Source organism: Streptomyces sp. NPDC048584 (genome assembly GCF_043199595.1).
Taxonomy (GTDB): Bacteria; Actinomycetota; Actinomycetes; order Streptomycetales; family Streptomycetaceae; genus Streptomyces; species Streptomyces edwardsiae.
Window position 1 is genome coordinate 325325 of the sequence record NZ_JBICWF010000005.1, and the last position, 18100, is coordinate 343424.

General features: G+C 72.0%; 17 protein-coding genes. 11 read left to right on the forward strand and 6 right to left on the reverse strand.

Going from position 1 to position 18100, the window contains the following annotated elements; genetic code table 11:
* Positions 1-41 precede the first annotated feature (41 nt).
* Positions 42-854, forward strand: a complete 813-nt coding sequence (locus tag ACGFR9_RS14185) for an exodeoxyribonuclease III (RefSeq protein WP_393207140.1) — start codon at positions 42-44, stop codon at positions 852-854.
* On the forward strand, positions 854-1339 hold the full coding sequence (locus ACGFR9_RS14190; RefSeq protein WP_393207143.1) for an NUDIX hydrolase: 486 nt from the start codon (positions 854-856) through the stop codon (positions 1337-1339). Before ACGFR9_RS14185 ends, ACGFR9_RS14190 begins: the two co-directional genes overlap by 1 nt.
* Here ACGFR9_RS14190 and ACGFR9_RS14195 read toward each other — a convergent pair.
* Positions 1336-1956, reverse strand: coding sequence for a MerR family transcriptional regulator (locus ACGFR9_RS14195; protein WP_393207541.1), 621 nt, complete (start codon positions 1954-1956; stop codon positions 1336-1338). The genes ACGFR9_RS14190 and ACGFR9_RS14195 overlap by 4 nt on opposite strands.
* Positions 1957-2128: 172 nt before the next feature.
* On the opposite strand from ACGFR9_RS14195, the gene ACGFR9_RS14200 reads away from it, so the two are divergent.
* The 4 genes from ACGFR9_RS14200 to ACGFR9_RS14215 all read left to right on the forward strand — a co-directional run bounded on the left by ACGFR9_RS14200 (position 2129) and on the right by ACGFR9_RS14215 (position 5768).
* Complete coding sequence (locus ACGFR9_RS14200; protein WP_393207146.1) at positions 2129-3706, forward strand: flavin-containing monooxygenase; 1578 nt, start codon at positions 2129-2131, stop codon at positions 3704-3706.
* Positions 3703-4632 (forward strand): alpha/beta fold hydrolase, encoded by a 930-nt coding sequence (locus ACGFR9_RS14205; protein WP_393207149.1) that lies wholly within the window; start codon positions 3703-3705, stop codon positions 4630-4632. Before ACGFR9_RS14200 ends, ACGFR9_RS14205 begins: the two co-directional genes overlap by 4 nt.
* A complete protein-coding gene (locus ACGFR9_RS14210) occupies positions 4629-5513 on the forward strand; it encodes an SDR family oxidoreductase (protein ID WP_393207152.1) in 885 nt (294 codons plus the stop codon). Before ACGFR9_RS14205 ends, ACGFR9_RS14210 begins: the two co-directional genes overlap by 4 nt.
* A gap of 78 nt (positions 5514-5591) precedes the next feature.
* Positions 5592-5768, forward strand: a complete 177-nt coding sequence (locus tag ACGFR9_RS14215) for a hypothetical protein (protein WP_199808968.1) — start codon at positions 5592-5594, stop codon at positions 5766-5768.
* A 99-nt stretch (positions 5769-5867) separates the two neighbouring features.
* On the opposite strand, the gene ACGFR9_RS14220 is transcribed toward ACGFR9_RS14215, so the two are convergent.
* Entirely contained in the window at positions 5868-9173 is a 3306-nt protein-coding gene (locus tag ACGFR9_RS14220; RefSeq protein WP_393207155.1) for a S41 family peptidase, read from the reverse strand.
* A gap of 171 nt (positions 9174-9344) precedes the next feature.
* Between ACGFR9_RS14220 and ACGFR9_RS14225 the strand changes: the two genes are divergently transcribed.
* From ACGFR9_RS14225 to ACGFR9_RS14240, 4 genes are all read left to right on the forward strand, one after another.
* Entirely contained in the window at positions 9345-9944 is a 600-nt protein-coding gene (locus ACGFR9_RS14225; protein ID WP_393207158.1) for a TetR/AcrR family transcriptional regulator, read from the forward strand.
* Between the two features lie 114 nt (positions 9945-10058).
* Entirely contained in the window at positions 10059-12266 is a 2208-nt protein-coding gene (locus ACGFR9_RS14230; RefSeq protein WP_393207161.1) for an MMPL family transporter, read from the forward strand.
* A gap of 154 nt (positions 12267-12420) precedes the next feature.
* Positions 12421-13266, forward strand: a complete 846-nt coding sequence (locus ACGFR9_RS14235) for an EamA family transporter (protein WP_393207164.1) — start codon at positions 12421-12423, stop codon at positions 13264-13266.
* A gap of 83 nt (positions 13267-13349) precedes the next feature.
* On the forward strand, positions 13350-13625 hold the full coding sequence (locus ACGFR9_RS14240; protein WP_393207167.1) for a DUF1876 domain-containing protein: 276 nt from the start codon (positions 13350-13352) through the stop codon (positions 13623-13625).
* 26 nt (positions 13626-13651) lie between these two features.
* Here the strand turns inward: ACGFR9_RS14240 and ACGFR9_RS14245 are convergent, their stop codons facing one another.
* From ACGFR9_RS14245 to ACGFR9_RS14260, 4 genes are all read right to left on the reverse strand, one after another.
* Complete coding sequence (locus tag ACGFR9_RS14245; protein WP_393207170.1) at positions 13652-14881, reverse strand: serine hydrolase domain-containing protein; 1230 nt, start codon at positions 14879-14881, stop codon at positions 13652-13654.
* Positions 14882-14975: 94 nt separating this feature from the next.
* A complete protein-coding gene (locus tag ACGFR9_RS14250) occupies positions 14976-15737 on the reverse strand; it encodes an energy-coupling factor ABC transporter ATP-binding protein (RefSeq protein ID WP_393207173.1) in 762 nt (253 codons plus the stop codon).
* Positions 15725-16486: a cobalt ECF transporter T component CbiQ gene (cbiQ, locus tag ACGFR9_RS14255; protein ID WP_393207176.1), complete on the reverse strand. Its 762-nt coding sequence runs from the start codon at positions 16484-16486 to the stop codon at positions 15725-15727. The genes ACGFR9_RS14250 and cbiQ overlap by 13 nt, the downstream gene beginning before the upstream one ends.
* 1 nt (position 16487) lies before the next feature.
* Positions 16488-17555 (reverse strand): energy-coupling factor ABC transporter permease, encoded by a 1068-nt coding sequence (locus ACGFR9_RS14260; RefSeq protein WP_393207179.1) that lies wholly within the window; start codon positions 17553-17555, stop codon positions 16488-16490.
* Between the two features lie 189 nt (positions 17556-17744).
* On the opposite strand from ACGFR9_RS14260, the gene ACGFR9_RS14265 reads away from it, so the two are divergent.
* Positions 17745-18098 (forward strand): SsgA family sporulation/cell division regulator, encoded by a 354-nt coding sequence (locus tag ACGFR9_RS14265; protein ID WP_393207182.1) that lies wholly within the window; start codon positions 17745-17747, stop codon positions 18096-18098.
* Positions 18099-18100: the final 2 nt, after the last annotated feature.

Consider the following 18100-nt stretch of genomic DNA (forward strand, 5'->3'; position numbering starts at 1 on the left):
CGTAAAACACGCCCGGAGGCGGAGTGTCGTATCGTGCCCTGATGCTCACTGTGACCTCCGTCAACGTCAATGGTCTGAGGGCCGCCGCCAAGAAGGGCTTCGTGGAGTGGCTGGCCGGGACCTGTGCCGATGTGATCTGTCTGCAGGAGGTGCGGGCGGAGGCGAAGCAGTTGCCGGAGGGCGTGCGGGAGCCCGAGGGGTGGCATGTGGTGCACGTGCCCGCCGCCGCAAAGGGGCGTGCGGGGGTGTCCCTGTACTCGCGGCGCGCGCCCGAGCGCACACGGATCGGGTTCGGGTCGGACGAGTTCGACGACAGCGGGCGGTATGTGGAGATCGACCTGCCCGGGGTGACCGTCGCCTCGCTGTATCTGCCCTCGGGGGAGGTCGGGACCGAGCGGCAGGACGAGAAGGTCCGGTTCATGGACGAGTTCCTCGCCCATCTCAAGGAGCTGCGGGTGCGGGCCGCCGCCGAGGGGCGCGAGGTCGTCGTGTGCGGGGACTGGAACATCGCCCATGAGAAGGCCGACCTGAAGAACTGGCGCGGCAACACCAAGAGCTCCGGGTTCCTGCCCGAGGAGCGGGAGTGGCTGTCCCGGGTTCTCGCCGCGGACGACGGCGGGTACGTCGATGTCGTACGGGCGCTGCATCCGGATGTGGAGGGGCCGTACTCCTGGTGGTCCTACCGGGGGCGGGCCTTCGACAACGACACCGGCTGGCGGATCGACCTCGCCGTCGCGACCCCCGGGCTCGCCGCCCGCGCGGTGAAGGCCTACGTCGAGCGGGCCGCCACGCACGCCGAGCGGTGGTCGGACCATGCGCCGGTGACGGTCGTCTTCGAGCAGGCGGCCGGCTGATGCGAACACCCAGGCGGGCCGCCCGGGTCGCCGTACTGGATCCGGACGGGGCCGTCTTCATGTTCCGGTACGACAACGACGAGGTCGGCGTCCACTGGGCGATGCCCGGCGGCGGCATGGAGCCCGGGGAGACGCCCGAGCAGGCCGCGCGGCGGGAGCTGCGCGAGGAGACCGGGTGGGGCGACATCGCGCTCGACGGCACCGTGCTCTGTCTGTGGGAGCACGACTTCACCCGGGCAGGTGTCCCGGTGCGGCAGAGCGAGCGCGTTTTCCTCGCCCACGGCCCCCGGCGCGACCTCGCGGGAGACCTCGCCGCCGCGCACGCCGCCGACCGGATTCTGCGGTGGCGCTGGTGGTCGCCGGAGGAACTGGCGGGGGACACGGAGCCGTTGTGGCCGCCGCAGTTGCCGGAGCTGCTGGCGGGTGTGCGGCGGGACGGGGCGCCGGTGGATCCCGTCGACCTCGGGTATGTGAAGAACCGCTAGTCCGGCCTGCTCAGCCGTCGGTCCAGTGCCAGGGAGAGTTCCGCGTCCACCACGCTGCGGGCCAGCGGGCGCAGGCGGTGCACGGCCTCATCCGGGGCGTGGCGGAGGATGAGGTCCGCGAAGAGGTCGGCCAGGGTGTCGGCGTGGGTGCGGACCTCCGCGCCGGTGCGGAGCACCTCCGCGAGCGGGATGCCCTCACGGACCAGCGCCGACGACACCTCCAGCAGCCGTCGGCTGATGTGGACGATCTCCTCGCCGTCGACACCGACATAGCCGAGGTCCAGCGCCGCCGCCAGGTTCTCCGGGGTGACCTCGCCCGAGAAGTGGTCGGCGAGTTCCTCGGGGGTGAGGCGGACCGGGGTCTCCTCGGTCGGGGTGTCCATGCCGAGCAGGTCGCCCACGTCCCGGCCGTGGTCGAAGGCCTCGGCGAGCTCGGCTATCCCGTTCAGGGTGTGGCCGCGTTCCAGCAGCGCCGTGATCGTGCGCAGCCGGGCCAGATGCCGGTCGTCGTACCAGGCGATACGGCCCTCACGGCGCGGTGGCGGGATCAGTTTGCGTTCGCGGTAGAACCGCAGGGTGCGCACCGTGATGCCGGCCAGCCGGGCCAGCTCGTCCATGCGGTACTCGCGTCCCGGTCCCGAAGTGTCCTCTGCCACGACTGCAGCCTAGGGCGTACCGTCGGTAACTTTCCTCGCGTCACCCCTACCCATCAGTACGACGCTGCTCTACTCTCCCCATTGCGCCAGTGTTCACTGGCGGAGTTCTGAGCGATGCGTGGAGGCTTTCGGGATGGCCGAGCACGAGCAGGCACAAGGGCACGAACACGTCCGGGTGGCGGTGGTCGGGTCGGGATTCGGCGGGCTCGGGGCCGCCGTACGGCTGCGGCGCGAGGGAATCACCGACTTCGTCGTCCTGGAACGGGCGAGCAGCGTCGGCGGCACCTGGCGCGACAACAGCTATCCCGGCTGCGCCTGCGACGTACCGTCGCACCTGTACTCCTTCTCCTTCGCGCCCAACCCCGACTGGCCCCGCTCCTTCTCCGGGCAGGAGCACATCCGCGCCTACCTGGAGCACGTCACCGACACCTTCGGTCTGCGCCCGCACCTGCGCTTCGACTCGGAGGTGAAGCGGATGGTGTGGGACACCGAGCGGCTGTGCTGGGACATCGAGACCACCAGCGGGAACCTCAGCGCGGACGTCGTCGTCTCCGCCACCGGCCCGCTCTCCGAGCCCAGACTGCCGGACATCCCCGGCCTGGACACCTTCCCCGGCAAGGTGTTCCACTCCGCCCGCTGGGACCACGACTACGACCTGCGGGGCAGGCGGGTCGCCATGGTCGGCACCGGCGCCTCCGCGATCCAGATCGTGCCGGCCGTCCAGCCCCTCGTCTCCCGGCTGACCCTCTTCCAGCGCACCCCCGCCTGGGTGCTGCCCCGTGTCGACCGGCCCATCAGCGGCGCCGAACGCGCCCTGCACCGCGCGCTGCCCCTCACCACCACGATGCGCCGCGGACTGCTCTGGGGCATCCGGGAGTTGCAGGTCCAGGCGTTCACCAAGCACCCCGGCGAACTCGGCTTCGTCGAGCAGCTGGCCAAGCGGAACATGGGCCGCGCGATCAAGGACCCGGCCCTGCGCGCCAGGCTCACCCCCGACTACCGCATCGGCTGCAAGCGGATCCTGCTGTCGAGCACCTACTACCCGGCGCTCGCTCAGCCCAATGTCGACGTCGTCGCGAGCGGGCTGAGCGAGGTGCGCGGGTCGACCGTCGTCGGCGCCGACGGGACCGAGGCCGAGGTCGACGCGATCGTGTTCGGCACCGGGTTCCATGTCACCGACATGCCCATCGCCGAGCGGGTCGTCGGCGCGGAGGGCAGGACGCTCGCCGAGGCGTGGGCGGGCGGGATGCAGGCGCTGCGCGGTGCGGCCGCCGCCGGGTTCCCCAACTGGATGACGGTCATCGGGCCCAACACCGGCCTGGGGAACTCCTCCATGATCCTGATGATCGAGTCCCAGCTGAACTACCTGGCCGACTACCTCCGCCAACTCGACGTGCTGGGCGGCCGGGTCGCCCTCGACGCCCGCCCCAGTGCCGTACGGGCCTGGAACCACCGGGTGCAGGAGCGGATGAAGCGCACGGTGTGGAACACCGGCGGCTGCACCAGCTGGTACCTCGACGCGAGCGGACGCAACACCACCATCTGGCCCGGTACGACGAGCGAGTTCCGGCGCGAGACACGGCGCGTGGACCTCGCCGAGTACGCCGTCGTCCGCGGAGTCCCGGCCGCCGCGCGGGGCAACCAGGAGAACGCCGGGGACAGTCAGGACAACGCCGGGGGCACTCCGGAGAACGCCGGGGTGACCGCATGAGCCGCCTCACCCACGTCACCTCCGGCCCGTACGCCCCGCCCGCCGCCGCCCGTGAGCCGAGCGTCCGCTCCGCCGACGGCGCCCGGCTGCACGTCGAGGTGCACGGCCCCGAGGGCGCCCCGGCGGTCGTCCTGGCCCACGGCTGGACCTGCTCCACCGCCTTCTGGGCGGCGCAGATACGCGAACTCGCCGTCGACCACCGGGTCGTCGCCTACGACCAGCGCGGCCACGGACGTACGCCCGCGAGCCCCGCGTGCGGCACCGACGTGCTCGCCGACGACCTCGAAGCCGTCCTCACCGCCACCCTCGCGCCCGGCGAACAGGCCGTGATCGCGGGGCACTCCATGGGCGGGATGACGGTGATGGCGGCAGCCGCCCGGCCCGCGTTCCGTGCCCACACGGCCGCCGTACTGCTGTGCAGCACCGGCAGTTCGCGGCTGGTCGCCGAGTCGACGGTGCTGCCGATCCGGCCGGGCCGGACGCGCACCCGGCTGACCGGGATGGTCCTCGGCTCCCGGGCCCCGCTCGGACCGGTCACGCCGCTCGCCCGCCGCATCCTCAAGTACGCGACGATGGGTCCCGCTTCCGCCCCGCACATGGTCGAGGCGTGCGCCCGCATCGTGCACGCCTGCCCGCGTGCGGTGCGCCACGCCTGGTCCCATGTGCTCGACGGACTCGAACTCGACCACCAGCTGCCCGAGTTGCGGGTGCCGGTCGAGATCGTCGCCGGCACCGCGGACCGGCTCACCCCGCCCGTGCACGCCCGCGCCCTCGCCGCCGCGCTGCCCGACTGCCTCGGCGTCACCGAACTGCCCGGCATCGGCCACATGACACCCGTCGAGGCACCCGGCCTCGTCACCGAGAAGATCCGGGCCCTGGCCGCCGCCCACATCCACTCCGTACCCGCCGTCGAGGAGAGCGCATGAGCAGGACCGGACTCGAGGGAAAGGTCGCCGTCGTCACCGGAGCGGCGCGCGGTGTGGGGGAGTTGCTCGCGCGCAAGCTCTCCGCGCGGGGCGTGAAGGTGGCGCTGGTCGGGCTGGAACCGGACGCGCTGAAGGACGTCTCCACGCGGCTGCACAGCGACAGCGACCACTGGTACGCCGACGTCACCGACCACGAGGCGATGGCCCGGGTCGCCGGTGAGGTCCGGGAGCGGTTCGGGCGGGTCGACATCGTGGTCGCCAACGCCGGTGTGGCGACAGGCGGTCCGTTCGCCGAGTCCGATCCGGAGTCCTGGCGGCGGGTGGTCGAGGTCAATCTGATCGGATCGGCCGTCACCGCCCGGGCGTTCCTGCCGCTGCTCACCGAGAGCCGCGGCTATCTGCTGCAGATCGCGTCCCTCGCGGCGATCACCCCGGCGCCGATGATGACGGCGTACTGCGCCTCCAAGTCCGGTGTGGAGGCATACGCGCACGCACTGCGGGGCGAGGTCGGGCACCGGGGCGTGAAGGTGGGCGTCGGGTATCTGTCGTGGACCGACACCGACATGGTGCGCGGGGCCGATCAGGACGACGTGATGCGGGAGTTGCGGCAGCGGCTGCCGTGGCCGGCCAACAAGACGTACCCGCTGGGCCCCGCCGTGGACCGGCTGGTGGACGGGATCGGGCGGCGCGCGAGCCATGTGTACGGGCAGTGGTGGCTGCGCGGGATGCAGGGTGTACGCGGATATCTCCCGGCGGTCGTCGGGACCGTGGGACAGCGGGAGATGCGCCGGTTCGGCGACCGGCTCACCGGTGTCCGCACGGGGTTGGTCGGAGCGGGCGGCAACGCCGATGAGCAGCACCGGAACACGGTGCGTGACTGATCGACATGCGCAGGGTGAGGGCCCGTGTGAATCTGATCGGGCAAGTTCCCCTCCACCCCACAACGGGAGTGAATCCACATGGGTATGAAGGATCAGTTCCAGGAGAAGTCCGAGCAGTTCCAGCAGCAGGCCAAGCAGCGCGCCCAGCAGGGCCGGGAGCAGATGCAGGGCCGTGGCCGCCGCCGGGACGAGGAGGACCCGCAGCGTCAGCAGCGGGAGTCGGAGGACCGCTTCGACCAGGACCACGACGCCTGACGTGGTGCGCTGAGAACGCCTGAACGCGTCATGCGCTGACGTGGAGGGGGTGCCCCATGGCGAAGGGGGCACCCCTTCCTCACGTCCGGCATCCCTTCCTCACGTCCGCGGCGGCAGCTTCGGCCGGGAGCGGTCGGGGACGTCGCGGTGGTCCGGGGGAGTGGCGGGCGGGTTGCTCTCCAGCAGCTCCAGCGCGAGCCGCACCGCGTCGTCGAGCACCGCGTACCGTCCCTCCGCCCAGTCGAGCGGGGTGCGCAGCGCCTCCAGGTCGGGTTCGACGCCCCTGTTCTCCACGGACCAGCCGTACGCCTCGAACCAGGCCGCGTTCATCGGCACCGTGATCACCGTGCCGTCGCCGAGCCGGTGCCGGCCGGTCATGCCGACCACACCGCCCCAGGTGCGCTGCCCCACCACCGGGCCGAGACCGAGCAGTCTGAACGCGGCGGTGATCATGTCGCCGTCGGAGCTGGTCGCCTCGTCCGCGAGCGCGACGAGCGGCCCGCGCGGGGCGTTGGAGGCGTACGACACCGGCTGGGCGTCGCGGGTGAGGTCCCAGCCGATGATGGTGCGGGTCAGCTTCTCCACGACGAGTTCGCTGATATGGCCGCCCGCGTTGCCGCGCACGTCCACGATCAGCGCGGGGCGGGACATCTCCATGCGGACATCGCGGTTGAACTGCGCCCAGCCGGAGCCGCCCATGTCGGGGATGTGCAGATAGCCGCACTGCCCGCCGCTCAACTCCCGCACCACCTGGCGGCGTTTGGCCACCCAGTCCTGGTAGCGCAGCGGGGTCTCGTCGACGAGGGGGACGACGGCCACCCGGCGGGGCGGGCCCGCGCCCTCCGGATCGGAGGGGCCCGAAGGGGCTTCCGCGGAAGGATGGTGGTGGGCGACGGGTGGGCGGAACGTCAGCTCCACCGTCGTACCGCCTGCTCCCGCGAGCAGCGGATACGGGCCGGTGACCGGGTCGACCGGGCGGCCGTCGACATGGGTGAGGACCGAGCCCTCGCGGATGCCGGTGCCGGCCAGCGGGGAGCGGGCCCGGGAGTCGGAGGAGTCACCGGGCAGGATGCGCCGCAGCGCCCAACCGCCCTCACGGGGTGCCAGGTTGGCCCCCAGGAGGCCCTGGCGGCGCTGGTAGTGCGGGGGGCCCTCGTTGCGGCGGGCCGCGGTGACGTAGGCGTGGGAGGTGCCGAGTTCGCCGAGGACCTCGCGCAGCAGATCGGCGAACTCGTCGGGGGAGGCCACCCGTTCGACCAGCGGCCGGTACTGCTCCAGGACCGCGTCCCAGTCGATGCCGCCCATGCCGGGTTCCCAGAAGTAGGCGCGGATCAGCCGCCCGGCCTCCGCGTACGCCTGACGCCACTCGGCGGCCGGGTCGGCCTCGTGCAGGATGCGGCGGGCGTCGATCCACACCGTGGAGTCGCCGTCGCCGGGCTCGGTGGCGGGGACGGCGCGCAGTTCGTCCTCGTCGACGACGACCAGCCGGGTGCCGTCGCCGCTGACCGCGAAGAAGTCGAGATGGTCGACGAGTTCGGACTTCTTCGCCTTGCCGACGCTGAAGTGCTCCAGGGTGGGCCGGCCGCTGAGGTCGCTGGGGTTGGCGAAGGTCTCGCCGAGCGCCCCGGAGATCGGCCAGCGCAGCCAGACAAGACCGCAGCCCGCGACCGGGTGCAGCCCCGAGTACTTGGACGCGGCGACCGGGAACGGTGCGACCCTGCTCTCCAGGCCCTCCGCCTCGACGGTCACCGCACCGGCCTCCCCGCCCTCCTCCGCGTCCTCGACCTCGACCGGGTCGAGCCCCCCGGCGGCCGGCCGCCCCTCGGGGTTCAGCGCGAACGGGGACGGCGTCGCCGACGACAGCGGTACGAGGTAGGGGCGGCAGCCCAGCGGGAAGGACAGATCGCCGGTGTGCACGTCGTACACCGGGTCGAAGCCGCGCCACGACAGGAAGGCGAGGTAGCGGCCGTCCCGGGTGAAGACCGGATTCTCGTCCTCGAACCGGCCGTTGGTGACGTCGATGACCGTACGGTCCTGGATCCGGGCGAGTTTGATCTGCCGCAGCGACCGCCCGATCCCGGGGTGGGACCAGGCCAGCCAGGCGCCGTCGGGGGAGAAGGCGAGGTCGCGCACCGGCCCGTTGGGGGAGCGGATCAGCTCGGTCACCTCCCCCTGGCTCTCCTCGTCGGTGCCGATCAGGAGCAGCCTGCCGTCGTGCGCGGCGACGGCCAGCCGCTGCCCCTCCGGATCGGCCGCCATCTCCAGCACCCGGCCCAGCCGGCCCTGGGCCAGCCTGCGGGGAGCGCGCTGGCCGGAGGCCCGGGGCAGGGAGGCGATCTCGACGGCGTCCTCGCCCTCCGCGTCCGTGACATACGCGACCTGGTCGCCCGCGCCGAGCATCTCCGGGAGCCGGACCCGTACGCCCGGGGTGTCGGTGAGGGTGCGGGCGGGGCCGTCGCGGTGGGTGAGCCAGTACAGGCTGCCGCGTACGACGACGGCGCTCGCCCGGCCGGTCTCGTCGACCGAGATGCCGTCGAGGTGCCGGGCGGCCGGCACCTGGTAGGCGCGCCGGCCGGAGCGCGGGCCGCTCAGGGTCACGTCGAGGCGGCGCGGGGCCGCGCCGGGGGAGAGGTCGTCCACCAGCCACAGGTCACCCGCGCACTGGTAGACGACCCGGGTGCCGTCACTGGACGCGTGCCGGGCGTAGAAGGCGTCGTGGTCGGTGTGCCGGCGCAGGTCGGAGCCGTCGTACGCGCAGGAGTAGAGGTTGCCGACGCCCTCGTGGTCGGAGAGGAAGGCGATCCGGCCGGCGACGAACATCGGGGAGTGCAGATGGCCGTCGAGCCCGTCCAGCAGCCGGTGCCCGTGCAGCCAGAGCCTGCCCATGGCGCCGCCCCGGTAGCGCTTCCAGGAGGCCGGTTCGTGCGGCGGCGTGCCGGTGAGCAGCAGCGACCTGCGCTCGCCGGCGATGTCGGCGGCCTGGATGTCGGAGACCGGGCCCCAGGGCAGTTTGCGGCCGGGGCTGCCGTCGCAGGCGAGTTTGTAGGCCCAGGTGAAGTAGGAGAAGGGCTCGCCGTGGGAGGCGACGGCGAGGATCTCGGCGTGGCCGTCGTCGTCGGGGGGTGCCCAGCCGCAGACCCGGGTGTCGGAGTTGCCCCAGTAGGTGAGGCGCCGGGCCGGTCCACCGTCCACCGGGACCAGGTGCACCTCGGGATCGAGGCTGCGCCAGCTCGTGTACGCGATGTGGCGGCCGTCGGGGGAGAAGCGGGGGTGGCCGAGCTTGGTGCGGTCGGCGGTGAGCCGCCAGGCGCGGCCCGGTGCGTCGAGCGGGGCGAGCCAGAGGTCGTCCTCGGCCACGAAGCACAGCAGGTCGTCCGTGAGGTGCGGCAGACGCAGATAGGTCACCTTTCCCATGCTTTGCCGGGGCGCGGGACGCAGCAACTTATAAGTAACCGACAACCGTGACGCAGGCCACGAACGAAACCGTTTCGTTTCGATAGAGGGGTGGAGTACTCTCGTGGTGTACGAAACCGTGTCGTTCGATGCGGTGGACACCGGAGCGGAAGGGTGAGCGGGATGGGCGAGACGGCGACCGTACGTCGCAGCCGGATCACCCCCGAGCGCGAGGCCGAGCTCTACGGCGCCGTGCTCGACCTGCTCCGGGAGGTCGGCTACGACGCCGTCACGATGGACGCCGTGGCCGCCCGCACCCGGTCCAGCAAGGCCACCCTCTACCGTCAGTGGGGCGGCAAGGCCGAGCTGGTGGTGAGAGCGATGCGCAGCCAGAAGCCCGGCGGCATCGCCGACATCGACACCGGGACCCTGCGCGGCGATCTGCACGCCATCGTCGGGCGTGAGGACGACTGTGTCATGGAGCAGAACGCCGCACTGATGCGGGCGCTCGCCATGGCCGCGCACATGAACGACGATCTCCGTCAGGCGTTCAAGGAACTCCTGGTCGAACCGGAGATGGAAGAGTTCCAGCGGATCGTGCGGCGCGCGGTGGACCGGGGCGAGATCCGCCCGGACAACCCCGCGCTGGAGTTCATGGTGCACATGCTCGTCGGCGCGTTCGCCACCAGGACGCTGATCGACGACCTGCCCCCCACGCAGGAGTTCCTCGCCTCCTACATCGACGCCGTGGTGCTCCCCGCCCTCGGTGTGCCCACCCACTGACCGTCCCCCAGGTCAGCCACCACCAGTCAGTTACCACCTGACGTCACCGCTCACGTCGTCGGGCTGATCGACCCTGCCCCGAAGCAACCACGACCTGACCGGGAGTACGCCCTCGTGGCCACTTTCCTCTATCGACTCGGCCGTTTCGCCTTCCGGCGACGGCATCTCGTAGCCCTGTTCTGGGTGGCGCTGCTGGCGCTCGCGGGCGTCGGCGCGGCCGGCGCCCCCGCGGCCGGCAACTCGTCCTTCTCGATCCCCGGCACCGAGGCCCAGAAGGCCTTCGACCTGCTGGATGAACGTTTCCCCGGCTCCAGTGCCGACGGGGCGACCGCACGCGTGGTCTTCAAGGCGCCGGCCGGCGAGAAGATGACCGACGCCGGCCACAAGGCGACCGTCGGGAAGACCGTCGGGGAGCTCTCCGACGGCTCCGAGGTCGCCCGCGTCACCGACCCGTACGAGGGCGGCGGCGTCAGCCAGGACGGCACCATCGCCTACGCCTCCGTGAGCTACAAGGTCTCCGGCATGGAGCTGGAGGACTCCTCCCGCGACGCCCTGGAAGGGGCCGCCGAGGACGCCCGCGACGCCGGACTGACCGTGGAGATCGGCGGTGACGCCCTCCAGGCCGTCCCGCACACCGGGTCCGCCGAGATCATCGGCATCGGTGTCGCCGCGGTGGTCCTCGTGATCACCTTCGGCTCGCTGCTCGCCGCCGGGCTGCCGCTGCTCACCGCGATCATCGGTGTCGGTATCGGCGTCTCCAGCATCACCGCCCTCGCCAGCACCCTGGACCTCGGCTCCACCACCTCCATCCTGGCCTCGATGATCGGCCTCGCCGTCGGCATCGACTACGCGCTCTTCGTCGTCTCCCGCTACCGCGGTGAACTCGCCGAGGGCCGTGAGCGCGAGGAGGCGGCCGGACGCGCCGTAGGCACGGCCGGCTCCGCCGTCGTCTTCGCCGGCCTCACCGTCGTGATCGCCCTGGTGGGTCTGTCGGTCGTCAACATCCCGATGCTGACGAAGATGGGCATCGCCGCCGCCGGCACCGTCGCCGTCGCGGTCCTGATCGCCCTCACCCTGATCCCCGCCCTGCTCGGCTACGCCGGCCGCCGGGTCCGCCCCGCCGGCGAGAAGAGCAGGCTGTTCGGCGGTGGCCGTACCGCGAAGAAGCCGGGGCGCCCGAACATGGGCACCCGCTGGGCGAGTTTCGTCGTACGCCGTCCGCTCGCCGTGCTGCTCCTCGGTGTCGTCGGCCTCGGTGCCGCGGCCGTCCCGGCGGCCTCGCTGGAACTGGGTCTGCCCGACGACGGCTCGCAGTCGACGTCCACCACCCAGCGCCGCGCCTACGACCTGCTCTCCGAGGGCTTCGGCCCCGGTTTCAACGGACCGCTGGTGGTCGTGGTCGACGCCAAGGACAGCGACGACCCGGACGCCGTCTTCAAGCAGGCCGGCGACGACATCAAGGGCCTCGACAACGTCGTGAACGTCGCTCCGGCCGCCCCCAACAAGGCCGGTGACACCGCGACGATCACCGTCGTCCCGGACTCCAAGCCCTCCTCGGTGACCACCGAGGACCTGGTGCACGACATCCGTGCCGCGGGTGCGGACATCAAGGCCGGCACCGACGCGGACGTCCTCGTCACCGGGGCCACGGCCATGAACATCGACGTCTCGCAGAAGCTCAACGACGCGCTGGTGCCGTATCTGGTCCTGGTGGTCGGACTGGCCTTCCTGCTGCTGATCGTCGTGTTCCGCTCGATCCTCGTCCCGCTGAAGGCCGCCCTCGGCTTCCTGCTCTCCGTCCTCGCGGCCCTCGGCGCGGTCGTCGCCGTCTACCAGTGGGGCTGGCTGTCCGGGCTGATGGGCGTCGAGGAGACCGGCCCGATCATGTCGATGATGCCGATCTTCATGGTCGGCGTGGTCTTCGGACTGGCCATGGACTACGAAGTGTTCCTCGTGACCCGGATCCGGGAGGCCTACGTCCACGGCGAGAAGCCGGGGCAGGCCGTCGTGACCGGCTTCAGGTACAGCGCCCGGGTGGTGACCGCGGCGGCGGTGATCATGATCGCCGTGTTCTCCGGCTTCATCGGCTCCAGCGAGGCGATGGTCAAGATGATCGGCTTCGGCCTCGCGATCGCCGTCCTTTTCGACGCGTTCGTGGTCCGCATGGCGATCGTCCCGGCGGTACTGGCCCTGCTCGGCAAGCGCGCCTGGTGGCTGCCGAAGTGGCTGGACCGCATCCTGCCCAACGTCGACGTCGAGGGCGAGGGCCTGCGCACGGAGAACGGCAGGAAGGACGAGGACAGGGAACTCGTACGGGCCTGACAGCCTGAGCGAGTACGCAGAGACCAGCCGGTGAGGGCTCCGTGGGGACGGGGCGCCCTCACCGGCTTCCTGCTTCCTACGGTGTGTCAGACGCCGTATACGGTGGAGCGATGCCCGACGTGAACGACGACCCATTTGCGCGCGAGCGCACCCCGTGACCCCCCTGGTCACCGCGGCCGTGCTGCTCGCCGCCGTCACCCACGCCAGCTGGAACGCCATCGCGCACCGGATCACCGACAAGCTCGTCGGGTTCACGCTGATCTCCGGCGGCGGGCTGCTGATCGGGCTGGCGATGGTGCCGTTCGTGCCGCTGCCGGCGGCCGGGGCGTGGCCGTATCTGTTCTGCTCGGCCGCGATCCACATCGCGTACTACGCGCTGCTGATGAAGTCCTTCCGGCTGGGCGACTTCGGCCAGGCGTACCCGATCGCCCGCGGGAGCGCGCCGCTGGCCGTCACCGTCCTCGCCGCCGTGTTCGCGCACGAGGTGCCCGACGGCTGGGCCGCCGCCGGGATCGCCCTGTCCTGTGTCGGCCTGACCGGCGTCGCCCTGTGGGGACTGCGCGGGCGCCGGCCCGACTGGGCGGCGATCGGGGCCGCCCTGGCGACCGGTCTGACCATCGCCGTCTACACCGTCGTCGACGGGCTCGGCGTCCGCGCCGCCGGTTCGTCGTTCGGCTACGTCGCCTGGCTGATGGCGGTCCAGGGCACGGTGATCCCGGCGTACGCCCTCTGGCGCTGGCGGCGCGGGACGGGAGCCCGGCTCCGCCCGCACGCCACTCTCGGGCTCCTCGGCGCCGCCCTGTCCGTCGCCGCGTACGCCCTCGTCCTGTGGGCCCAGACCCGCGCGGCACTCGCCCCCATCGCGGCGCTGCGGGAGTCGTCGATCATCGTCGGGGCCGCCATCGGGGCACTGTTCTTCAACGAACGGTTCGGTGCTCCGCGGATCGTCGCGGCCGGGCTGCTGGTCGTCGGGATCGGGCTGATGCTGCGCACGGGATAGCGCGGTTCCGGGTCGTACGGGCGGGTGCGTGGGCGCCGTGTGAGGGGCACCCTGGAATGAGAGGAATTCCGGAGGTGATCCTCATGACGCACACCACAGTGGGCTGGCATGTCGAGCTGGAGTTCATGGAGGACGAACAGCAGACACGCGCCGTCGCGATGGTCCGGCTGCCCGACGGGAGCGAGGTGCGGGCACGCGGTCACGCGAACCGGCACCACACCGACTCCAATCAGCCACGGGTCGGGGAGGAGATCGCCGGCGCACGGGCGCTGAACGAACTCGCCATGCAGATGCTGAGCAAGGCACACAGCGAGATCGACGACGCGTCGGGCCGGATCTCCCATCCGATCCACGTCTAGACACCCCCTGGGGGGTGTCGTACGGATCAGGCCGCAGGGGCCGGGGGGCCGGTGACCGACGACGACGCGGCCGGGGGCGCCACCACCCCTCGGTTCCGGTCGGCCAGCGCCTGTCGTACCGCTCGGATCAGGGACTGGGCCCTGGGGTCCGCCGTCACCGTTCTGCGGAAGCCGTTGGTGACGTAACCGAAGCCGATGGCCGACTCCGGGTCGGCGAAGCCGAGGGAGCCGCCGCGGCCCGGGTGGCCGAACGAGCCCGGGGCCAGGAAGGGGGAGGCGCCTCCGTGCAGCATGTAGCCGAGCCCGAAACGGGTGTTGACCACCAGCACCCGGTCGGGTCCGGCCGACTCCTCGGCGCGGGCGAGAGCGACGGTGGCCGGGTCGAGGAGGCGGACGCCGTCGAGCGGGCCGGTCAGTGAGGCGTAGAAGCGGGCCAGCCCGTCCGCCGTCGCGATCCCGTTGGCGGCGGGCAGGGCGGCCGCGTGGAACGCCGGGGCGTTCTGGTCGGGGAACGGGGTGATCGCCCCGAAGGCGCGGCGGGTGAGCGAGGCCGGGTCGGCGTAGGCGTCGGTGACCGAGCGCTTGGGGCGGGCACGGAGTGTCCCGGACGGCTCGGGCCCCTCGACCCGGCCGACCGTGCCGACGCGGTGGGCCTGCGCGTCCGGCAGCCCCACCCACAGGTCCAGGCCCAGCGGGGCGGCGAACTCCGACGCGATCCACTCTCCGGACCCCCGGCCGGTCAGCCGCCGTACCAGCTCGTCGACCAGCCAGCCGTAGGTCAGCGCGTGATAGCCGTGGTCGGTCCCCGGCTCCCACACGGGTGCCTGCGCGGCGACCGCCTCGGCCGACCGCACGGGGTCGGCGGCCTCGTCCAGGGTGAGGGGGCGGTCCAGGACGGGAAGGCCCGCGCGGTGGTTCAGTACGTGCCGGACCAGCAGCCGTTCCTTGCCGTGGGCCTTGAACTCCGGCCAGTAGTGGCCGACCGGCGCGTCCAGGTCCAGTTCGCCGCGCTGGTGCAGCAGCAGGAGTACGGTGGCGGCGACGCCCTTGGTCGCCGAGCGCACCACCTGCGCGGTGTTCCGCTCCCACGGCTCCGTGCCGTCGACGTCCTTCACCCCGGCCCACAGATCGACGACCTTGTGTCCGTCCCGGTACACGGCGACGGCCGCGCCCCGCTCCCCGAGCGTCTCGAAGTTCCGCGCGAACGCCTCCCGGACCGGCTCGAATCCCCCGGCCACCGTGCCGTGCACGTCCACGTCCCTCGGTCCTTCCCACTCGCCTGAGACACCCGTCTGTGACACCGCGTCCAACAGCGCCGCCCCGCCCGTGATTCCTGCCGGTCCGCGATCGTTACGGAGCGGCCGGCACCGACCGCGGATCGAAGCCGTACGGCAGCTCGAGCCGGTGCGCCCGCATCAGCGCTTCGTCGGCGAGCAGTTCCGCCGTGCCGCCGTCCGCCGCGATCACCCCGTCGCTGAGGATCAGCGAGCGCGGGCACAGCTCGAGGGCGTACGGCAGGTCGTGCGTGACCATCAGGACGGTGACGTCCAGGGAGCGCAGGATGTCGGCGAGTTCGCGGCGCGAGGCCGGGTCCAGATTGGAGGACGGCTCGTCCAGGACCAGGATCTCCGGCTCCATGGCGAGTACGGTCGCCACGGCCACCCGGCGCCGCTGCCCGAAGGAGAGATGGTGCGGCGGGCGGTCCTTGAACTCCGCCATGCCGACCAGGCCCAGCGCCCGGTCCACCCGCTCCTCCAGCTCGGGCCCCCGGAGCCCGGCCGCCGCCGGTCCGAACGCCACGTCCTCGCGCACCGTCGGCATGAAGAGCTGGTCGTCCGGGTCCTGGAAGACGATGCCGACCCGGCGCCGGATCTCGGCCATGTGCTTGCCGCCGACGGGCAGCCCGGCCACCGTCACCGTGCCCGTGCCGCCGGTCAGGATGCCGTTGAGATGCAGGACGAGGGTCGTCTTGCCGGCCCCGTTCGGGCCCAGCAGCGCCACCCGCTCACCGCGGGCGATCGAGAAGTCGACGCCGAAGAGGGCCTGATGGCCGTCGGGATAGGCGAAGGCGAGGCCGGAGACCTCCAGGGAAGCAGTACTCACAACGTCCATCCCAGCAGACACACGACGAGGGCGGCCGAGGGGAGGGCGAGGGCGTACGACCACTGCGCCCGGGACGCGGTCGCCTCGTCGATCACCGGCATCGAACCGGTGTAACCGCGGCTCACCATGGCCAGATGGACCCGCTCGCCGCGTTCGTAGGAGCGGATGAACAGCGCGCCCGCCGATTTGGCGAGCACATTCCAGTGCCGTATCCCGCGCGCCTCGAAGCCGCGGGACGCGCGGGCGATCCGCATGCGCCGCATCTCGTCCGTGATGACATCGCCGTAGCGGACCATGAAGGACGCGATCTGCACCAGCAGCGGCGGTAGCCGCAGCCGCTGGAGACCGAGGAGGAGTTCGCGCAGTTCGGTGGTGGAGGCGAGGAGGACCGAGGCGGCCACGCCGAGGGTGCCCTTGGCCAGCACGTTCCACGCGCCCCACAGCCCGTTCACGCTCAGCGACAGCCCGAGGACGTCCACCCGCTCGCCCTCCGCCACGAACGGCAGCAGGACGGCGAAGGCGACGAACGGCACCTCGATCAGCAGCCGCTTCAGCAGGAAGCCGGCCGGGACGCGGGCGGCGTACGCGACGAGGGCGAGCAGTCCGGCGTACACCGCGAACGCCCACATCGCCTCGCGCGGGGTGGACACCACGACCACCACGAAGGCGAAGACGGCCGCGAGCTTGGTGTGCGGCGGCAGGGCGTGCACGGGGGAGTGCCCGTGCCGGTACAGCCGGTGCGCGTGGCCCGCTCCCATGTCAGACGCTCGTGCCGCTCGGGGAGGTGGCGTCGTCGGTGTCCTCGCCGCGGCGCCTGCGGACCGCCCAGAACACACCCGTGCCCGCGACGACCGTCACGCCCACGCCGATCACACCGGCCAGACCGCCCGACAGACGGGCGTCGTCGACGTCCTCGACGCCGTAGTCGGCGAGCGGCGAGTCGGAGATCGCGTGCTCCTCGGCCTTCTCGTCCATGCCCTGGTCCGTGGCGACCTTCTCCAGGCCGTCCGGGTCCGCGGAGGCGTAGAAGCTGACGAACCCGGCAAGGACCAGCGAGGCGACCAGACCGGTGATCCACACCGTGCGATGCGAGCGCGCGGCGGCGGGCACCGGCTCGGGCGCGTCGGGCGCGTCGGGGGCGTCGACCAGTTCCCCGTTCACCCGCAGTCTGAGCTTCTGCCGAAGCCCGCGCGCCCCGTACACCAGGTCCGGGCGTACGGCGACGACCGCGCCGACCGTCAGGGCGGTGATCACGGCCTCGCCGGTGCCGATGAGGACGTGCACGCCCACCATGGCGGTGGCGACCTTGCCGATCGAGACGTCGGTGGTGCCGCCGATCGCGTAGAGCAGCGTGAAGACGACCGCGGAGGCCGGGACGGAGACCAGCGCGGCGACGAAGGACGCGGCGGTCACCGAGCGGCGGGTGCGCGGCAGCACCTTCACCAGGCCCCGGAAGAGCGCGTAGGCGACGACCGTGGTGACGATCGCCATGTCGGTGATGTTCACACCGAGCGCCGTCAGCCCGCCGTCGGCGAAGAGAACGGCCTGCATCAGCAGGACGACGGAGACACACAGGACGCCGGTGTACGGGCCGACGAGGATCGCGGCGAGGGCGCCGCCGAGCAGATGGCCGCTGGTCCCCGCCGCGACGGGGAAGTTCAGCATCTGCACGGCGAAGATGAACGCCGCCACCAGCCCGGCCAGGGGAGCGGTCCGCTCGTCGAGTTCGCGGCGCGCGCCGCGCAGGCTCACGGCGACGGCGCCGGCGGCGACAAGGCCGACCGCCGCGGACACCGGGGCGTCGATGAATCCGTCAGGTGCGTGCACGGACTCGATGATGTGGCCTGTTGCGAACGCTGCGCAAGAGCGAGCGACTTGTTTTACCTCACGCAGACCTCATCTGTGATATGCGCCGCTCGGACGCGCGAATTCCGGATCGGAGGCACGATTGAACGGGGGGCGGGTATACGGGTTGCACGCCTTGGATGCAGATTCACGCAGCGTAAGGGGCCACCGATGTCCGTAGTCGAGCAGTACGCGCGAGCCCACATCGTCACCGACGAAGCCGAGGAGGACCGGGGAGCGGTACCCGTCGTCCTGCGCTACGACCCCGACGAGGACCCCCTCTGCGTCCGCGTGGCCCTGCCGGGCGCCGCGCCCCGCGAGTGGATCGTCGACCGGGAACTCCTCGAGCGGGGCCTGCTCTCCCCCACGGGGCGGGGCGAGATACGGGTGTGGCCGTGCGGCCGGGTGCAGGCCGTGATCGAGTTCCACACCGCGCAGGGCGTGTCGGTGGTGCAGTTCGAGACCAAGACCCTGGCCCGGTTCCTGCGGCGGGCCCGCGCCGCCGCGGAACCCGTCCCGCACTGACC